Origin of the sequence: uncultured Methanobrevibacter sp. (assembly GCF_947169325.1) — an archaeon.
Taxonomy (GTDB): Archaea; Methanobacteriota; Methanobacteria; order Methanobacteriales; family Methanobacteriaceae; genus Methanocatella.
This window is the reverse complement of the sequence record NZ_CAMVPN010000015.1, coordinates 1-14,912: the sequence shown is the minus strand read 5'-3', so window position 1 is coordinate 14,912 and position 14,912 is coordinate 1. Positions and strand designations below refer to the sequence as shown.

The following is a 14,912-nucleotide window of genomic DNA, read 5'->3' as shown; positions in this document are numbered from 1 at the left end:
TTAATTAGATTAATGGATCAGGTATTTTAGGATTGTCCTTTTTAGGCTTTTCACCACCAATCTTATCCAATCTCATTTCTATGAACTTTTTGCCGGATTCTGTTTTGGAAAATATTGGTATTGATTGGCCAACTGTTTTCAGACTTTCCTCTTCGCCTATTTCCCGTATGTTTTTGGATGCGCATCCTGTTGCAACGTCACACCCGTCAAAGAGTTTCCTTGCCTCTTCAGGGCTTCTTTTTGATGTGTGGACTACAAAGACGTAAATGTTGACATCAGGATTTTCCTCTTTCACTTTCTCGATTGCGTCAATGTCGCTTGCAAGTGCTACTGTAACTGCAATGTTTTTATATCCTTTTTTGAGGGCTAATCTTATTCCCTCGACTTGGTCGATTTTAGCGGTTTTAGTGTCGACAATGTTGTCCTTTCCGATTTCATCGAAAAGCTCTGGTATCGGACTGGTTTCGACAAGGCCTGAGACTCTTCCGCCAACGCCCTGTGCCATTTCGCTTTCAGTGATTATGACTGTTCCGCAGCCTTCACAAACCATGATTGCACAGTCGATTTCGCCTTCGCCAAGAAGTGTTGAGAGGATTTCAGATATTCCAAAGCTTAAAAAGTCCTTCATTCTCAACTGTCTGTTTGCGGTGCACATTCCAAAGTCATCGATTCTGAACTGGATGTTTTTTGCTATTGCCTCTTTGGTGAGCTTTTCAATTCCCTGGTACTTGTGGAATAGTGGACAGTAATCAACTTCTGGTTTTGTAACGTCAACGACTTTTCCGTTTTCAACTGTTACTTTGCTTAATCCTAATGCTTCAATGACATGTTTGCTCATAGTTGAAAATATTGTTAAAAATAGTATTTAATGTTTTGGAGGTTGTGTGGGAAGTGTCTGTTCTTCCCACAGTATATGGTTAGAAAATTGTTAATAATAACAAAGGAGGAAAAAAGGAAGAAATTGGGGTTTCTTCCTTACATGTACTGGACTAGCTGCTCTTCTTTATCATGTCCAGGTTTTACTTTCTCTATTGCTTCTTTGAAGTATTTGTTTGGAATTTCACTGGCTTCAAGATCATTTCTTAAAGTCAACATTGCAGCCTCTCTGCAAACAGCTTCAATGTCGGCTCCGACATATCCTTCAGTGTTTTTGGCCAGTTTTTTGATGTTTACATCTTCTGCCAGTGGCATGTCTTTGGTGTGAACTTCAAAGATGGAGATTCTTGCTTCTTCGTCTGGTTCCTTGACTTGGATGTGTCTGTCGAATCTTCCAGGTCTCATTAATCCTGCATCAAGAATGTCAGGTCTGTTTGTTGCAGCTATGATTGCAACGTCCTGAAGCTCTTCCAAACCGTCCATTTCAGTCAGCAATTGGTTTACGACTCTTTTGGTAACGCCGCTGTCAGTGTCATTTCCGCTACGTGCGCTGGCTATTGCATCTATTTCGTCGAAAAAGATCACTGTCGGTGCGGCCTGTTTGGCTTTTCTGAACACTTCACGAACGCCTTTTTCGGATTCTCCGACCCATTTTGATAGAAGTTCAGGACCTTTCACGGAAATGAAGTTCGCTTCACTTTCACTAGCCACAGCTTTTGCAAGCAGGGTTTTTCCGGTTCCAGGAATTCCGTAAAGGAGTGTTCCTTTTGGAGGTCTGATTCCGAGGCGTTGGAATGTTTCAGGGTGTTTTAAAGGCCATTCAACAGCTTCCTTGAGTTCCTGTTTGACGTCTTCAAGGCCTCCCACATCATCCCATTTGACATCTGGAATCTGCACGAGAACTTCCCTGAGCGCTGAAGGCTGAATCTCTTTTTGAGCGTTCCTGAAGTCTTCGCCGGTTACCACGATTTTTTCAAGAACTTCTTTTGGAATCTCTTCGTCGTTCTGGATTTCGGGAAGGATTCTTCTGACAACCCTCATCGCTGCTTCCTTACATAATGACTCCAGATCTGCTCCAACGAATCCGTGGGTAGTTGTTGCGATTTTATTCAAATCAACGTCCTCTGCTAAAGGCATGTTTCTTGTGTGGATTTCAAGCACTTCTTTTCTCTCTTCGGTGTCAGGCACTCCTATTTCTATTTCCCTGTCGAATCTTCCAGGTCTTCTGAGTGCAGGATCAAGTGAATCAGGTCTGTTGGTTGCACCGATGACTACCACTTGGCCACGGGATTTGAGCCCATCCATCAAAGTCAGAAGTTGAGCAACGGTTCTTCTTTCAACTTCACCATTGGTTTCTTCCCTTTTTGGTGCAATTGCATCCAATTCATCTATAAAAATGATTGAAGGAGAGTTTTCTTCAGCTTCTTCAAAGTATTCCCTTAAGTTCTCTTCGGATCCGCCTACATATTTGCTCATGATTTCCGGCCCGTTGATGGCAATGAAGTGAGCGTCACTTTCACTGGCTACGGCCTTTGCAAGCAATGTCTTACCTGTACCGGGTGGTCCGTGCATCAGCACTCCTTTTGGAGGTGCGATTCCTAATTTTTCAAAGAGTTCCGGTCTTTTAAGAGGGATTTCAATCATTTCCCTTACTTTTTTGACTTCGTCTTTAAGACCTCCGATGTCTTCGTAGCTTACGTCCACAAGGTTTCCGACACCTTCGATTTTGCTCACGTCAACTGGGGACTCGTGAAGCTGGACTTCAGTGTTGCGTCCGACAATGACGATGTCCTTTGGATTTGTGGAAACCACTGCGAACTTGATTTCTTTCATTGCAGGTGTAAAGTCCATCAGTTCATCGAATAGGCTGTTGAAGCCCATGCTTGGTCTTGGTGCACGGATTTGTGATCCGATGATGTCGCCTTGCATCATTACTTTTCCGGCAAATAAACCGCGCACATCGCCCTGTACACGGATGTTATTTTCAATTGGTGCCAAAACAACCTTTTTGGCTTCGGTCGCTTTGGTCTTTTTAATTGTGACTTCACCGCCGATTGTTGCTCCGGAGTTTTTACGTACTAACCCATCTATTCTTATTACTCCAAGACCAATGTCGGTTTGTGAAGGAAGTGCGATTGCTGCAGTTCTTTTATCTCCGATGATTTCAATCAAGTCTCTTTCTTTGATTCCTAAATCATCCATTACATTTGGATCAAGTCTTGCGATGCCTTGTCCAACGTCTTTTTGTGATATTGCTTCTGCAACTTTTAGTGTGATTTCATTTTCTGCCATGCTATCATCTCCTTTTTTATGGCTATGATTTTGTAAAAATTATTTTGGCCAATCTTTTTGTTACTTTTTGTAACTTTATTGACAAACATATCTGTGTATGTTTTACTATATAAATGTTTCGGTTTTAAAAATTTTTCAGGAATGATTTAAATCTGTTTGTTTCATTAAAATAAGGTGATGATTAGGTAATTGTTAATATATTTAAATATTATTTTTGATTTTTAAAAAATAGGTATAATCAAGTTGTTGTAACTTGATTGGGAATTTAATTACTTTTTGACAGTTTAATATTTGTTCGCATTAACTCGAACAATATTATCTTATGATTCCACCAAATCCTGTGAATAGTTTCTTGACATTTTCAATGTCATCTTTGGATAATGCGGTGACTTCGAATGTCAGGCTGATTGAGTCATCATCAATCTGAGGGCCGTTGTATGCATCGGTCAGTCTTATGTCGATTATGTTGTCAATGTTCATGACAGTCTTTTCTATGGTTTCGACATGGACAATTTTGGAGAACACGCAGCTGATTGATTCGGTTTTCTTGTCAAGATTGTCGAGTTTCCACTGGTAAAGCTCATCATCGCTTAGGACTTCAATGTTTGCTATCCTTAAATTCTTGACCTTATTTCCTGTTTTTAAAAATGCGGTCTTGCCGTCCAAGCCTTCAAGAATGCCGACATGAATCTTTCCGGAGTAGATGTGCTTCAATCCAACCTCTCTGCCAACAGAATCATATAGTATGCCGTATTCATGGTTAAGGCCGTTGATTGCCTTGTCACTTCTACCCAAAGCGTTCGTGATATCTCCCATATGCTTTGTAGCATTTATGGCAATATCCATGAACTTCTTGTCATCCCCATCATTGATGGCATCTCTCAGTTCAAGCACTGCATCTGCAAAGGTATTCCTAATCTTCGGACCATTGCTGTTCATGGATTGGATGTTATATGTCAGATAAGGATTTTGTGAAACGATACGGGCAATCAAATCTATCATAAGGTTATAGATTGGACTTTCATAATCCTCAGTTTCGGATATGTCTATTTTCAGCTTTTCAATCGCAGAAGCGGTTGAAATGAATGAGAAATGAGTCAATACCTGCACGATGCTCATCATGTAATCGTGCTTTTCGGCGGTGGTTTCAATAATTCTCATGTTCTTGCTTTCAAGATATCTGTAAACCTTATCATACCATTTGCCTTTTTTATCTGCTGTCAGGACGATTACCTGGTTGTCCAATTGTGTGGTTCTAGGGCCGAAAATAGGGTGTGTTGGAATGTATTCGATTGTATCGGGCAACACTTCAGCCATGGTTTTGGATGGCTTTTCCTTAATGGAGGTCACGTCAATCATGACTGAGCCCTCTTTCATGAACGGGGCAACTTCACGAATGACGTCGGATGTGTGCTGTATTGGAACGGAGACTATTAGCATGTCGCTGATGTTTGCCAAACCTGCATTTGATTCAATATAATTCACCTTTGCATCTTTGGCAACCTCCCTTCCTTTTTTGTGATCCCTTCCGGTTATAAATACGTTAAATTCATCTCTGAAATAGTAGATGAGGGTTTTGCCCAAACCGTCACTACCTCCAATAATTCCAACATTCATGTAAGTTACTTTTGTTTCAAATTATATAATAATGTTATAGTAGAAGGGCAATGGATTGGAATACATTAACATTAAAGGTTTGGCGGATGGGATGGATTTTAAATGATAATAGTTATTGTTGGTTATTATCATTTTTGATTTCGAGAATGCGTTCAAGTGAAATGCCGTATTCTTCAGAAATCTCTTCAGGAGTGTTTTTTTCAAGAAATTTGGTGATGAAGAATTTTTCAATATTACGTGCCTCTTCCCGTCCTTTTTCTATGCCTCCGTTCCGTCCTTTTTCTATTCCTCTTTCTTCGGCTCGTTCTAGTTCTCCTGCAATGCCGGCTATTCGCATTTGTTCTTCAAAGGTTTTGATTTCAATTTTTGCCATTTTAATCTCCTTTTTAAATATTTTAATTTTTTCTTTGTTTATTAAATATTTTTTTGCCCATATTAATTTGGAAGATGGGGGGGGGATTTTAAATGATAATAGTTATTGTTGGTTATTATCATTTTTGATTTTGAGAATGCGTTCAAGTGAAATGCCGTATTCTTCAGATATTTCTTCAGGAGTGTTTTTTTCCAGGAGTTTGGTGATGAAGAATTTTTCAGTATCACGTGCCTCTTCCCGTCCTTTTTCTATTCCTCTTTCTTCGGCTCTTTCTAGTTCTCCTGCAATGCCGGCTATTCGCATTTGTTCTTCAAAAGTTTTGATTTCAATTTTTGCCATTTTAATCGCCTTTTTAAATATTTTTATTTTCTCTTTGTTTACTAAATATTTTTTTGCCCATATTAATAAGTTTTTTCTTATGGAGTCTAACATCCATTTTGGGGCCACGGCTTTAGCCCAAATATCAACGGTCAGTTCGAGAAGCAAATCCTCTCGATTCATGTCGATGCCTGATTTCATCAACCAAATCAAATCAAGCGCATCGCTCTGATTCAGTTCATCTTTGTGTGAAACTTTGTACCGGAGGTTATTAAGGTTTGCCATTCCCAATTCTTCCACGGTGTTGAAGAATTTGGGATTGTAGAATGATGTTTGGTTTGCATAATCAACAGTTTCTTTTGGAACTTCTCCGGTATTGAAAATGAAAGGGTCTAAAATCCTTTTTGTTGCTTCATGTACTGTGGTCATGTAATTGAAGTCCCTCCTCAGCAAATTGGAGTTCAATTGGGAGTGATGTTCGATATCAACAAGATTCTTATTGGTTCTTTCAAAAACTGTGTCCAAATTCAAATTTTTAAATGCTGGGGACATGTACTTTGTAGAGTATGGGCCTTTGATGTCATCGTAGTGGGTGATATATTTCGGAAATTCGCTGAAATCTACCATGCAATTATTGAAAATGGTATCTTCAGCATCGAATTTGTCTACAAGTTCATTATCAAAAACTTCTTCATTATCCATTTTTTTCCACCTCTTTTAATTTTGGTTATTTTAATGTTAGATTACTCCAATATATAAAGTTAATTTTAAGAATGAAGTAAATTTAAGCAGTTAAAATCAATTTAACAAGATAAAATCAATTTTGTTTTCATCATGAAAAACTTTTGGGTTAATTTCATTAACAAGTAACAATATAATATTTTTGAAAGCATGAAAATCATAAAACAAGACACGAAAGAGGGAATAATAGAAGTGGTTCCGGAAACATTGGACGATTTGTGGCATCTGTCCCACATAATTGAGGTGGAAGACAATGCATCTTCCAAGACAACACGCCGTATACAGGATAACACTGGAGACAAGCTGAGAAGTGACAGAGGTGTCAAGAAAACGTTTTACTTGGGTTTGGACATTGAAAACATCAGTTTCCATCTCTTCACTGGAAAATTGAGATTGACTGGGGTCATCACAAGAGGTCCTGAAGATCTGATTCCCCTTGGATCCCACCACACATTGGAGGTCAAATTGAACACTCCAATCAAAATCAAAAAAGACCATTGGCCAAAATGGGCAATCAAAAGGCTCAACCAGGCAATCGACGCATCCAAGAAATTGTCAGCAATCATAGTCGTTCTTGAAGATGATACTGCAACAATGGGATTGATGAGGCAGTTCGGAATAGAGTATTACGGTCCAATCAAGGGAAGCGTTTCCGGAAAAAGGATAGTCGACAAGAACAGGCAGAAAAACATCATCAAATTCTACGAAAAGGTAATTGAATCAATCGTCAAGTTCGATAACATTCAAAACATTGTTCTTGCAGGCCCTGGCTTTGTTAAAAATGATTTTTATGATTATCTCAAGGAAAAGCACAAGGATTTGGCAAAGATATCCATTATTGAAAGTACTGGCTCCGGAGGCCGTGTGGGAATAAGTGAAGTCCTTAAAAAGGGAACGGTTGAAAAGCTGACCTCTGAGAATAGGGTGGCAATTGAAATGGGTGCCATCAATAATCTGCTTGAACAGATTGGCAGGAATTCCTCAAAAATCGCCTACGGTTTAAGGGAAGTCAAAAACGCAATCAACATGGGTGCGGTCGGCCAGCTTCTGATTTTGGACACAAAGGTCGCCAGCGAGAACATGGGCGAGTTGATGGACATGGTTGAAAACATGAAAGGGGAAGTGATGGTCATCAGCAGTGAACATGAAGGCGGAAAACAACTGGAAAGCCTGGGAGGCATGGCGGCTATTTTAAGGTATGAAATAGCTTAATATATATAGCATTAATTATTAAATTAATTATTAGTAAAACAAATTTTAGAAATTCGTGGTTTATATGTATACGACATTAATTATAGCATTGATTTTAGTTTTTATCTTCTCTGCACTGGGAACCGCAGTAATAAACATCATTTTCAGGTTCCTGGGTAAAAGAGGCTATTTGGGAAATTTATATCCTAATGTTCGCGGTGGAATTCCAAGGGCTGTCGGTTTAATTCCGTTCATAATTCTGTCCTTTTTCTTCCTGCCGGGATTCAACAGCCTCATTTTAATAATTGGTGTTTGTGCATTTATCGACGATGTGATGGGAAGAAAAAAATCTCCATTCGGAATAGAATGGGGACAGCTATCCCGAGGCATTGGAATCATACTGGTGATGATTGCAGGTCTGATTCAGGGTCTGGGAGTGTCCGCAATATTCATAGCGCTCATGGTGCAGCCTCTCAACATTTCAGACATGCAGCCAGGCTCAACATGCATAGTCACCATGATAATGTGCGTTGTGACAATGCTCTTCATGCTTATTTTAGGTTCTGCCGAGGTAGCTGAACTTCCTGCAATTTACACTCCCCTATTGACATTTGTGGTTTGTCTGGGATACTCTCCTCTGGACTTTTCTGGAAAAATCATGCTTGGAGAAGTCGGAAACCATACATTTGCAATTGCACTGGGAGCATCATTCTATATCATGGGCGGTTTGGTCGGCTTGATTATCATGTTCATTGCAACCACAACCCTGATTGCATTTGTCAGAAGAAATACCCTTAAAGTGTTCTTCAGGCAAAACTTGAGGCTGCTTGACCCGACTTTCGGAGATTATTTCATGGACGTCCTGACAGGAGGGGGACTGGGAGATTTGCTCAGAAAATGGTTTTTGGAAGACAAACAGATTGTTGTAACCAATCCGTTATTGATCAAATTGGGTTTCAGAAGATTGCTTTATAACCCTCATGCATCACATCCGAAAAGATACGAACCTTCCCAAAAATCAAAAATAAGGCTTGGAAGGTGATTTTGTGAAGGCATTGCTGATAGTTACCGGAAGAGGTTTGGGCGGAGACGCATCAATCGCTTTGAATCTGATGAAGTCACTTGAAAAGAAAGGAGTCCAATGTGAAATAGCACTCGACGAATCCGCTCCTGGGATACTGTTTAAAAAGCACGGCTATTCCTGGCACAAGATATCAATACCTCAGGCCGGAGGACACGCCGCCACAAAACTGTCTGCAGCTAAAGCCGCTTTAAAGCTGATTGCAGCAACATTCAAGGCAAGAAGTCTGATTAAAAGAACCAAAGCCGATTTTGTAATTGGAGTTTTAGGTGGAGGCGCTATTGTCGGTTCAGTCGGTGCAAAGCTGGCCCGCAAACCTGCATTCTCATTGATTTCAACCCCTCTGGACTCAAAAGTATGTCCAAAATTCAACGAATGCTTCATATTGCCTGATTTGGATAAGTTCAAATGGGAAACTCTTCCTAAAAACACTGACAAGTCATATTATCCTCTTGCACAGGATTCAGGCGACGGAGATGCAGATATCGGTCTTTTAAAATTAAAGGAATACTCTGATTTTGATGAAAGCAAAAAGACCATCGTATTTTCTTCAGGCTCATCAATATTCAAGGGAATGATTGACGGCGTTTGCCATGTTGCCGATTTCACCGATGAGTACAATCTAGTTCTGGTTGGCCTTCCTCTGCATGACGAGTATCTTGATGAAATCAATAAAAGAGACATAATCTATGCCGGTTATGTCGACTGGATCAATCATCTCTTCAAGTATGCCGATCTGGCAGTATTGACCGATGATGGAGTTTCCCTTCAGGAAGCCCTGTCTTCAGACACTCCGATTGTGGCTTTGACACATGTTAAATGGGGAAGATACCAGAATATGGCAGGCGTGTTCAAGGGAGCTATTGTCGAATCCTCAGTAGATGATGTTGTGAAAAATGTGCAGTTTGCCTTTGACAATTATGAGTCATTAAGCGAAAACACCGCCAAGTATGCAAAACTTTGCCTTGAAGCCAGTGATGTTCTGGCAGATAAGATGCTGAAAAAAGTAAGATAGTGGCAATTATAGCCACATGTTTTTGATTATTTTGTAATTTGAATCTGTTGATGGATGTATTTCTAAAAAGTCACCATAATCATCCAAATCATATCCCATTCTCATCAGATATGCCTGATATGCCACATCGCTTGTAGATGATGGAGATATCGAATTAATTCTGTTGACCTTATTGTTTTTCTTGTCGAATTCCACTTCGGTATAACCTGTATCTCCGGTCAAAATATTCCAGAATGAGGACGGCCCGGCAATTCCAGGTATTCCGATTGTTGCCTTGTCTTCATCGCCACACTCTGACTTTTCATTTTTGACAAAGCTCGCTTCCATATTCAGGCTCAATGTTTGTGGAATGCAGCTGTAGTGTACCTTATTTGAAAATCCTGCCATGTTTCTTGCGGCTGTAATGCCCTCCATTCTGGCTACAGGAGTCAGCTGATATCCTCCGGTCACATCGCCTGCTGCATAAATGTTATCCACATTTGTTTTCATCATTTCATTGACTTTAATGGTTTTGTCATCGTTAATCTCAACAATGCCTTCTGCAATTTCACTGTTAGGAACCCTTCCGGTTGCAAAGAATGGAACTCCCTCAAGCTCATTGCCGTCATCAGTGAGGACATTGTCCTTAAATGCCTTTTCGACATTGACGTTTTCAATGACATTGACGTCAGGCATTATTGTTTCCAATATGTATTCTTTGGCTTTTCCGCCAATTTCCTTTAGAAATGTGCTTCTTGCAAGGACATTGACTTCACTGCCTAATGTGGAATAGATGTTGGCTATTTCACAGGCTATTATTCCACCACCTATGATGTTTAGCTTTTCAGGAACCTTGTCCAGCTTTAGGATGTCTTTGTTGGTCAGACCATATTCGCTGCCTTCAATGTCAGGTATGAAGGGGCGTGCACCGGTTGCAATCATCAGATTGTCATATTCAAAGCTTTCTCCATTGACATTAACGCTTTCACCGTCGATTTTGGCTTCACCGTAGATGATGTTGTTTCCAAAGCTTTCATTTTCCATCTGATTCAATTTTCGAAGCATTTCCTGAGTTTCCACTATCTTTTCAACAATCTTTTCATATGAAACCTCAATCTGGCTTTTGACGAATCCGTGTTCATTGAATCTTCTGTTGGAATCGATGAATTTTGTAACGTCTGTCAATGCGCAAATAACCATGCAACCTTCATTCAAGCAAGTTCCGGCTATATGATTTTTTTCAATTAAAGTAACTTCTTTTCCTAATTTTCCAAGCTCAAGAGAACCTAATCTTCCTGCAGGGCCTGAACCGATAACAATATTTTCCATTAAAACACCTGTTTAGATAATTTTATATATTATCAATTTAGTAAATAATGTATATATTAAAATTTTGGAGAGATAATTAATGTGTATTGCAGCACCCGCTCAAGTAGTGGAAATTAATAAAGAGGATTGTTTATTATACGTTGATTTTGGCGGAGCAAGACAGCAAGCCAAAATGGACCTTTTGCCTGATGTGGAAGTAGGTGAATACGTTCTTATCCATGCAGGTTATGCAATTGAAAAATTAAGTGATGAAGCTGCTAAAGAATCTTTAGAAGCTTGGGAAGAACTTTTGGATATTCTCGAAGAAGAGGATATGGAAATGGAAAAAGCAAGAAGGGAACATTTCAATCAATAGATTGATACCCTTGTCACTCCTTTTATTTTTAAAAATTCGTTTATCAAATCCCCTTTAACGGGTTCTTCAGTAATTATTGTTAATATTGGATCTTTTTGAAGCTCCGTATCTTCGGCATAAGCTTGCCTGATGTCGATTCCTTTTTTTGAAATCAAATCTGTTGTTGCTGCAAGTATTCCTTCGCTTTCAGATCCAACTTCTATTTCAATGACTCCCATTTCAAGATTTTTGGCGATGTTTTTGAGCAGTGTACCTGCAGGAATGATGTTTGAAAATAAATTGTTCAGTTCTTCATCCTCTTTTATGATTTCTATTGTTGATTTTATTGCTCTTCTGTCAACATCAGCAGCCATAGCCAATGCCTTATCACTGATTTTGAGATTACCGCAATAGATTTTCCCGTCTTCATTGATGGAGAGGCCCAATTCAATCATCTTCTCTGCAACTCTTATCCGTGCAGGATATTTCTTGAATTTTTCGTTGATTCTTTCCCACATTTTTATCATCATTCCAACTTTTTGTACATCCAAGTAACTTTATGTTGATGATGATATTTAATGATTTTCATATTTAAAAAAAGCCGATAATTTTTAGATAAAGTTGTCAAGTAAAATGAAAATGTCTTAAAAATAAGTTAGAAGTAGGCTAGATGGGATTCGAACCCATGACCTCCCGGTTATCAGCCGAGCGCGCTAACCAAGCTGTGCCACTAGCCTATGAAATAAAGTCGGCAGTTAACTGTCAACACTTATACTTATATTAATTACTATATATAACTCTTTCGGTCATATATAGAATTATATAAGATTTTTAAAATTTTATCTGTTAATCATTTCGTTGATGGAGTCTGCCATAGCATGTCCTTCAACAATAATTTTTGCAGTATCAATACCTTCAACGCTTTCTGCTTTGATTTTAGCATCAGCAGCAATACGGGTGATACTCATACAACCAGGGTTGGTTGGTTTAATGATAATTTCAGCTTGATCGCCGTCTACAGTAATATTTTGCACAATACCCATTTCTACAATACTTATGCCCATGTGAGGGTCATTGATTACAGAAACAGCATCTCTAATATCATTTACTAAATCTTCTGACATAATTAGTGTCTCCTAATTTTTATTGTAATTAATAAATTTTAAATTTCCTATATAAATAGTTTGCTTTAACCAAATTATTTTAATCGGTGTTTAATTTTCACGCCAATACCATTATCACATTCTTCCATTTCATGACCGGTCATCACAGCCTTTCCAACTCCAACGACAGTATCGTCCTTAACGACAACCACTTCGTCGTTTGGAATGATATTGTGGTCTGCTTCAACGATTCCCGGTGCAAAAACGGTATTTGTTGTAAGGTCAAAATCAACATTGACGATATTGATTCCCAAATCCTTCAGGATTTCTCCGCCAGCAAGATTCAACCTGTACATTCCGTAATCCTTGTTCAGCAATGCAAGCTGAACTCCATCGGACAATATCCTTTTGTGATACATTCCTTTGGTTTTGACATTGTCTGGAATGAATCCATCTCCGTTTTCGCCGAACTGGTATTTAGCAATTGACCTTAGCTCATGGAGTGTCTTTTCCCTGCGGTTCACTCTCTGATGATTTTTAAGTTCCATCCTTAAGTTATAAAGGGAATCAGGTGAAGTTGGCCTGTCGTCGACACATACATTAATGAAATCATCTAAATATGCTTCTGCAGACTGCAGATATCCTCCGGCAAGATTTGCCACAACCTGTTTTCCTTTTGTATATTTCTCAATAAGCTTTCCTGTCACTTCAATTTCATCTTCAGACCACACGCCTGTAGTGCTGGTGTCATATGACTGGATTGGAAATGTGTTTTCAAGTTCCCTAGGACAGATTCCAAAAGGTGATGTGACTATAAGCTCCTGATAGGACCTTGTCAGCTTTCTGAATTTCTGATGGGATTTTGAATTGGAATAAGGCTTCTTCATACTGCATGGCAATAAAACAACGGTTTCTCCTAAAGGTTTCATCATTTCCATTCTCTGTCTCCACCTGACAGCTTCAGGACGCCACAAAGATTCTTCACTTGAACATATTACTTGCATACTATTCCTCAAAAACTTCAATCAGTTCATTATTCAATTCTATTAAACGTTTAATGTTATCGTCTGGCTCGTCGATTCTGCGTTTCCACTTTTCAATCACAAAATCGATGTCGACTTCATCGCTGCCGCTGATTAAATTGTCCGCATGAGCCACAATTTTTTCCTCAAGCGTTTCCGGAATGTAGGATTTTTCCGGAAGCCCCAGCTTGACGGCCTCCTCAGCGGTAATCCCTGCACCTATATGTCTTTCAATGATGTTGAGGACATCCTGGGTGTAGCCGTGCGCTTCAGCTATTTTAACTCCTTCAATTGCATGTGTGATGCCGTGGGTTCTGGATCTTCCGATGTCATGCAGAAGGGCGCCTTTGCGGATTAAATCAGTATCTGCATTATCAAAATTAGCTGCTATTTCCATAGCTTTTCTGCAAACTGCCTTGGAATGTTCGATAACGTTTTCCGGAGTGTTTTCCTCTCTAAGCAATTCTATTTCCATTTTTATCTTGCAGTTATTTGTTTTTCTTGTTAAAGGAATTAAAATTACTTTCAACCATTTTCAAATCTTCTTTGATTTGTTTGATATTTTCTGCGTTATCCTGGAATTCCAATTCTTCCATGCATACTGGGCATAGGAATTCATAATCGGATGCATCGTCAAAATCAAGTCTTACGTGGCCTTGAGGGCAAATGAAAAACATATTGTTTTCTTCACGTTCCAGTTCCTCATTGAGCATCTGAAGGTACTGTTCGGAATCTTTTTTGATGTGATTTATGACTTCTTCCTTTTCAAATTTCCATGAATATGTAAACCATTGGGTCTCAGGGTCTTTGCTTCTTTTATAACTGGCCAATCCTAAATCGTAAAGTTTGTAAAGTATTTTCCTGACAATATTTAATTTGATTCCAGTCTTATTGGCAATTTCCTCGTCAGTTTCCACACCGTCGATTAATGCTTCAACAATAGGCAAATTACTTTCATCTTCAACAACGTTGGTTAATAATGTCTTTACTAATGGATCGTTTATCATTTAATTTCCCCTGGGATTTTTAATGGTTTATGCATCATATTTTTTCATGAAAAATAAAATTAAAAATAACATAAAAATTAATGTTTAGTTTTGTTTTTAGTATTATAAAAACATAACTATCTTCTTCTTATGATTACGGCAGGGGTGTGTGTAATCGAATCGAGCGCCTCAACAGTGACTTCATCAAATTCAGTTCCAAGAACCTCTTTCACGCTATGTATTGTTTTCATTTCTGTTGAAAGGGATTTCTGATAGTCTTCAGCAATGTTGGCTATTTTCAAGGCCGTTTCAACGTCTATTTTTTCACTGCAGCCAAGAGGTGTTGAACCCATGTTTTCTGAAAGCTGTCCCTTGAAGTATCCGAAAAATCCGTTGTCAGCATCGATGCCGTCTAGGGCAATCGGAAGGCCGGTGAAATACTTGCCGTTTTTCATGTATGTTGCGTCAGTGTCAATAATCATCACGCAGACTTCCTTTCCAATCTCTTTCTTTATTTCCTTTGCGACCTTTTCAGGGTTTTCCGGAAGCAGCGATACAAATGTTCCTGGAGAATTGCTCAAATCTATTCCTGCCTCAGAAGCAGGTTTAAGCGCATGCTTAAGGCCATACAACTCGAGGACAACCTGCTTATGTG

At 39.1% G+C, this 14,912-nt stretch carries 16 protein-coding genes and 1 tRNA gene; 4 read left to right on the top strand and 13 right to left on the bottom strand.

Going from position 1 to position 14,912, the window contains the following annotated elements; genetic code table 11:
• Window positions 1-4: 4 nt before the first annotated feature.
• The 5 genes from Q0W26_RS03720 to Q0W26_RS03700 all read right to left on the bottom strand — a co-directional run bounded on the left by Q0W26_RS03720 (window position 5) and on the right by Q0W26_RS03700 (window position 6,178).
• A complete protein-coding gene (locus Q0W26_RS03720; RefSeq protein WP_298522555.1) occupies window positions 5-838 on the bottom strand; it encodes a methanogenesis marker 8 protein in 834 nt (277 codons plus the stop codon).
• A 137-nt stretch (window positions 839-975) separates the two neighbouring features.
• Window positions 976-3,168, bottom strand: coding sequence for a CDC48 family AAA ATPase (locus Q0W26_RS03715; protein ID WP_298522553.1), 2,193 nt, complete (start codon window positions 3,166-3,168; stop codon window positions 976-978).
• A 315-nt stretch (window positions 3,169-3,483) separates the two neighbouring features.
• Window positions 3,484-4,785: a prephenate dehydrogenase gene (locus Q0W26_RS03710; RefSeq protein ID WP_298522551.1), complete on the bottom strand. Its 1,302-nt coding sequence runs from the start codon at window positions 4,783-4,785 to the stop codon at window positions 3,484-3,486.
• A 112-nt stretch (window positions 4,786-4,897) separates the two neighbouring features.
• Window positions 4,898-5,158 (bottom strand): hypothetical protein, encoded by a 261-nt coding sequence (locus tag Q0W26_RS03705; protein WP_298522549.1) that lies wholly within the window; start codon window positions 5,156-5,158, stop codon window positions 4,898-4,900.
• A gap of 102 nt (window positions 5,159-5,260) precedes the next feature.
• The gene (locus Q0W26_RS03700) at window positions 5,261-6,178 is read right to left on the bottom strand and encodes a hypothetical protein (protein WP_298522547.1); all 918 of its coding nucleotides are present in this window, start codon (window positions 6,176-6,178) and stop codon (window positions 5,261-5,263) included.
• Between the two features lie 189 nt (window positions 6,179-6,367).
• Here Q0W26_RS03700 and Q0W26_RS03695 point away from each other — a divergent pair, with 189 nt between their 5' ends.
• From Q0W26_RS03695 to Q0W26_RS03685, 3 genes are all read left to right on the top strand, one after another.
• A complete protein-coding gene (locus Q0W26_RS03695) occupies window positions 6,368-7,429 on the top strand; it encodes an mRNA surveillance protein pelota (RefSeq protein ID WP_298522545.1) in 1,062 nt (353 codons plus the stop codon).
• A gap of 64 nt (window positions 7,430-7,493) precedes the next feature.
• Window positions 7,494-8,450, top strand: coding sequence for a cell wall biosynthesis protein (locus tag Q0W26_RS03690; protein ID WP_298522543.1), 957 nt, complete (start codon window positions 7,494-7,496; stop codon window positions 8,448-8,450).
• 4 nt (window positions 8,451-8,454) lie between these two features.
• Window positions 8,455-9,504: a glycosyltransferase gene (locus Q0W26_RS03685; RefSeq protein ID WP_298522541.1), complete on the top strand. Its 1,050-nt coding sequence runs from the start codon at window positions 8,455-8,457 to the stop codon at window positions 9,502-9,504.
• A 6-nt stretch (window positions 9,505-9,510) separates the two neighbouring features.
• Here the strand turns inward: Q0W26_RS03685 and Q0W26_RS03680 are convergent, their stop codons facing one another.
• The gene (locus Q0W26_RS03680; protein ID WP_298522538.1) at window positions 9,511-10,812 is read right to left on the bottom strand and encodes an NAD(P)/FAD-dependent oxidoreductase; all 1,302 of its coding nucleotides are present in this window, start codon (window positions 10,810-10,812) and stop codon (window positions 9,511-9,513) included.
• A 79-nt stretch (window positions 10,813-10,891) separates the two neighbouring features.
• Here Q0W26_RS03680 and Q0W26_RS03675 point away from each other — a divergent pair, with 79 nt between their 5' ends.
• Entirely contained in the window at window positions 10,892-11,167 is a 276-nt protein-coding gene (locus Q0W26_RS03675) for a HypC/HybG/HupF family hydrogenase formation chaperone (protein WP_298522536.1), read from the top strand.
• On the opposite strand, the gene Q0W26_RS03670 is transcribed toward Q0W26_RS03675, so the two are convergent.
• The 7 genes from Q0W26_RS03670 to Q0W26_RS03640 all read right to left on the bottom strand — a co-directional run.
• Window positions 11,161-11,676 carry an amino acid-binding protein gene (locus Q0W26_RS03670; RefSeq protein WP_298522535.1) on the bottom strand — a complete coding sequence of 172 codons (516 nt, stop codon included), beginning with the start codon at window positions 11,674-11,676 and terminating at the stop codon, window positions 11,161-11,163. The genes Q0W26_RS03675 and Q0W26_RS03670 overlap by 7 nt on opposite strands.
• Window positions 11,677-11,808: 132 nt before the next feature.
• Window positions 11,809-11,883, bottom strand: a tRNA-Ile gene (locus Q0W26_RS03665).
• 102 nt (window positions 11,884-11,985) lie between these two features.
• Complete coding sequence (locus Q0W26_RS03660; protein ID WP_298522533.1) at window positions 11,986-12,270, bottom strand: iron-sulfur cluster assembly protein; 285 nt, start codon at window positions 12,268-12,270, stop codon at window positions 11,986-11,988.
• Between the two features lie 74 nt (window positions 12,271-12,344).
• Complete coding sequence (locus Q0W26_RS03655; RefSeq protein WP_298522531.1) at window positions 12,345-13,253, bottom strand: DUF5591 domain-containing protein; 909 nt, start codon at window positions 13,251-13,253, stop codon at window positions 12,345-12,347.
• A gap of 1 nt (window position 13,254) precedes the next feature.
• The gene (locus tag Q0W26_RS03650) at window positions 13,255-13,746 is read right to left on the bottom strand and encodes a TIGR00295 family protein (RefSeq protein WP_298522529.1); all 492 of its coding nucleotides are present in this window, start codon (window positions 13,744-13,746) and stop codon (window positions 13,255-13,257) included.
• A 13-nt stretch (window positions 13,747-13,759) separates the two neighbouring features.
• Window positions 13,760-14,278 carry a transcription factor E gene (gene tfe / locus Q0W26_RS03645; RefSeq protein WP_298522526.1) on the bottom strand — a complete coding sequence of 173 codons (519 nt, stop codon included), beginning with the start codon at window positions 14,276-14,278 and terminating at the stop codon, window positions 13,760-13,762.
• 116 nt (window positions 14,279-14,394) lie between these two features.
• On the bottom strand, window positions 14,395-14,912 hold a 518-nt coding region (locus tag Q0W26_RS03640; protein ID WP_298522523.1), incomplete at its 5' end, for a coenzyme F420-0:L-glutamate ligase.

What these genes read in the sequence shown, in the direction of transcription:
- Q0W26_RS03720 (WP_298522555.1), bottom strand. Translation starts at nt 838, where the DNA reads ATGAGCAAACATGTCATTGAAGCATTAGGATTAAGCAAAGTAACAGTT.
- Q0W26_RS03715 (WP_298522553.1), bottom strand. Translation starts at nt 3,168, where the DNA reads ATGGCAGAAAATGAAATCACACTAAAAGTTGCAGAAGCAATATCACAA.
- Q0W26_RS03710 (WP_298522551.1), bottom strand. Translation starts at nt 4,785, where the DNA reads ATGAATGTTGGAATTATTGGAGGTAGTGACGGTTTGGGCAAAACCCTC.
- Q0W26_RS03705 (WP_298522549.1), bottom strand. Translation starts at nt 5,158, where the DNA reads ATGGCAAAAATTGAAATCAAAACCTTTGAAGAACAAATGCGAATAGCC.
- Q0W26_RS03700 (WP_298522547.1), bottom strand. Translation starts at nt 6,178, where the DNA reads ATGGATAATGAAGAAGTTTTTGATAATGAACTTGTAGACAAATTCGAT.
- Q0W26_RS03695 (WP_298522545.1), top strand. Translation starts at nt 6,368, where the DNA reads ATGAAAATCATAAAACAAGACACGAAAGAGGGAATAATAGAAGTGGTT.
- Q0W26_RS03690 (WP_298522543.1), top strand. Translation starts at nt 7,494, where the DNA reads ATGTATACGACATTAATTATAGCATTGATTTTAGTTTTTATCTTCTCT.
- Q0W26_RS03680 (WP_298522538.1), bottom strand. Translation starts at nt 10,812, where the DNA reads ATGGAAAATATTGTTATCGGTTCAGGCCCTGCAGGAAGATTAGGTTCT.
- Q0W26_RS03675 (WP_298522536.1), top strand. Translation starts at nt 10,892, where the DNA reads ATGTGTATTGCAGCACCCGCTCAAGTAGTGGAAATTAATAAAGAGGAT.
- Q0W26_RS03670 (WP_298522535.1), bottom strand. Translation starts at nt 11,676, where the DNA reads ATGATGATAAAAATGTGGGAAAGAATCAACGAAAAATTCAAGAAATAT.
- Q0W26_RS03660 (WP_298522533.1), bottom strand. Translation starts at nt 12,270, where the DNA reads ATGTCAGAAGATTTAGTAAATGATATTAGAGATGCTGTTTCTGTAATC.
- Q0W26_RS03655 (WP_298522531.1), bottom strand. Translation starts at nt 13,253, where the DNA reads ATGCAAGTAATATGTTCAAGTGAAGAATCTTTGTGGCGTCCTGAAGCT.
- Q0W26_RS03650 (WP_298522529.1), bottom strand. Translation starts at nt 13,746, where the DNA reads ATGGAAATAGAATTGCTTAGAGAGGAAAACACTCCGGAAAACGTTATC.
- tfe (WP_298522526.1), bottom strand. Translation starts at nt 14,278, where the DNA reads ATGATAAACGATCCATTAGTAAAGACATTATTAACCAACGTTGTTGAA.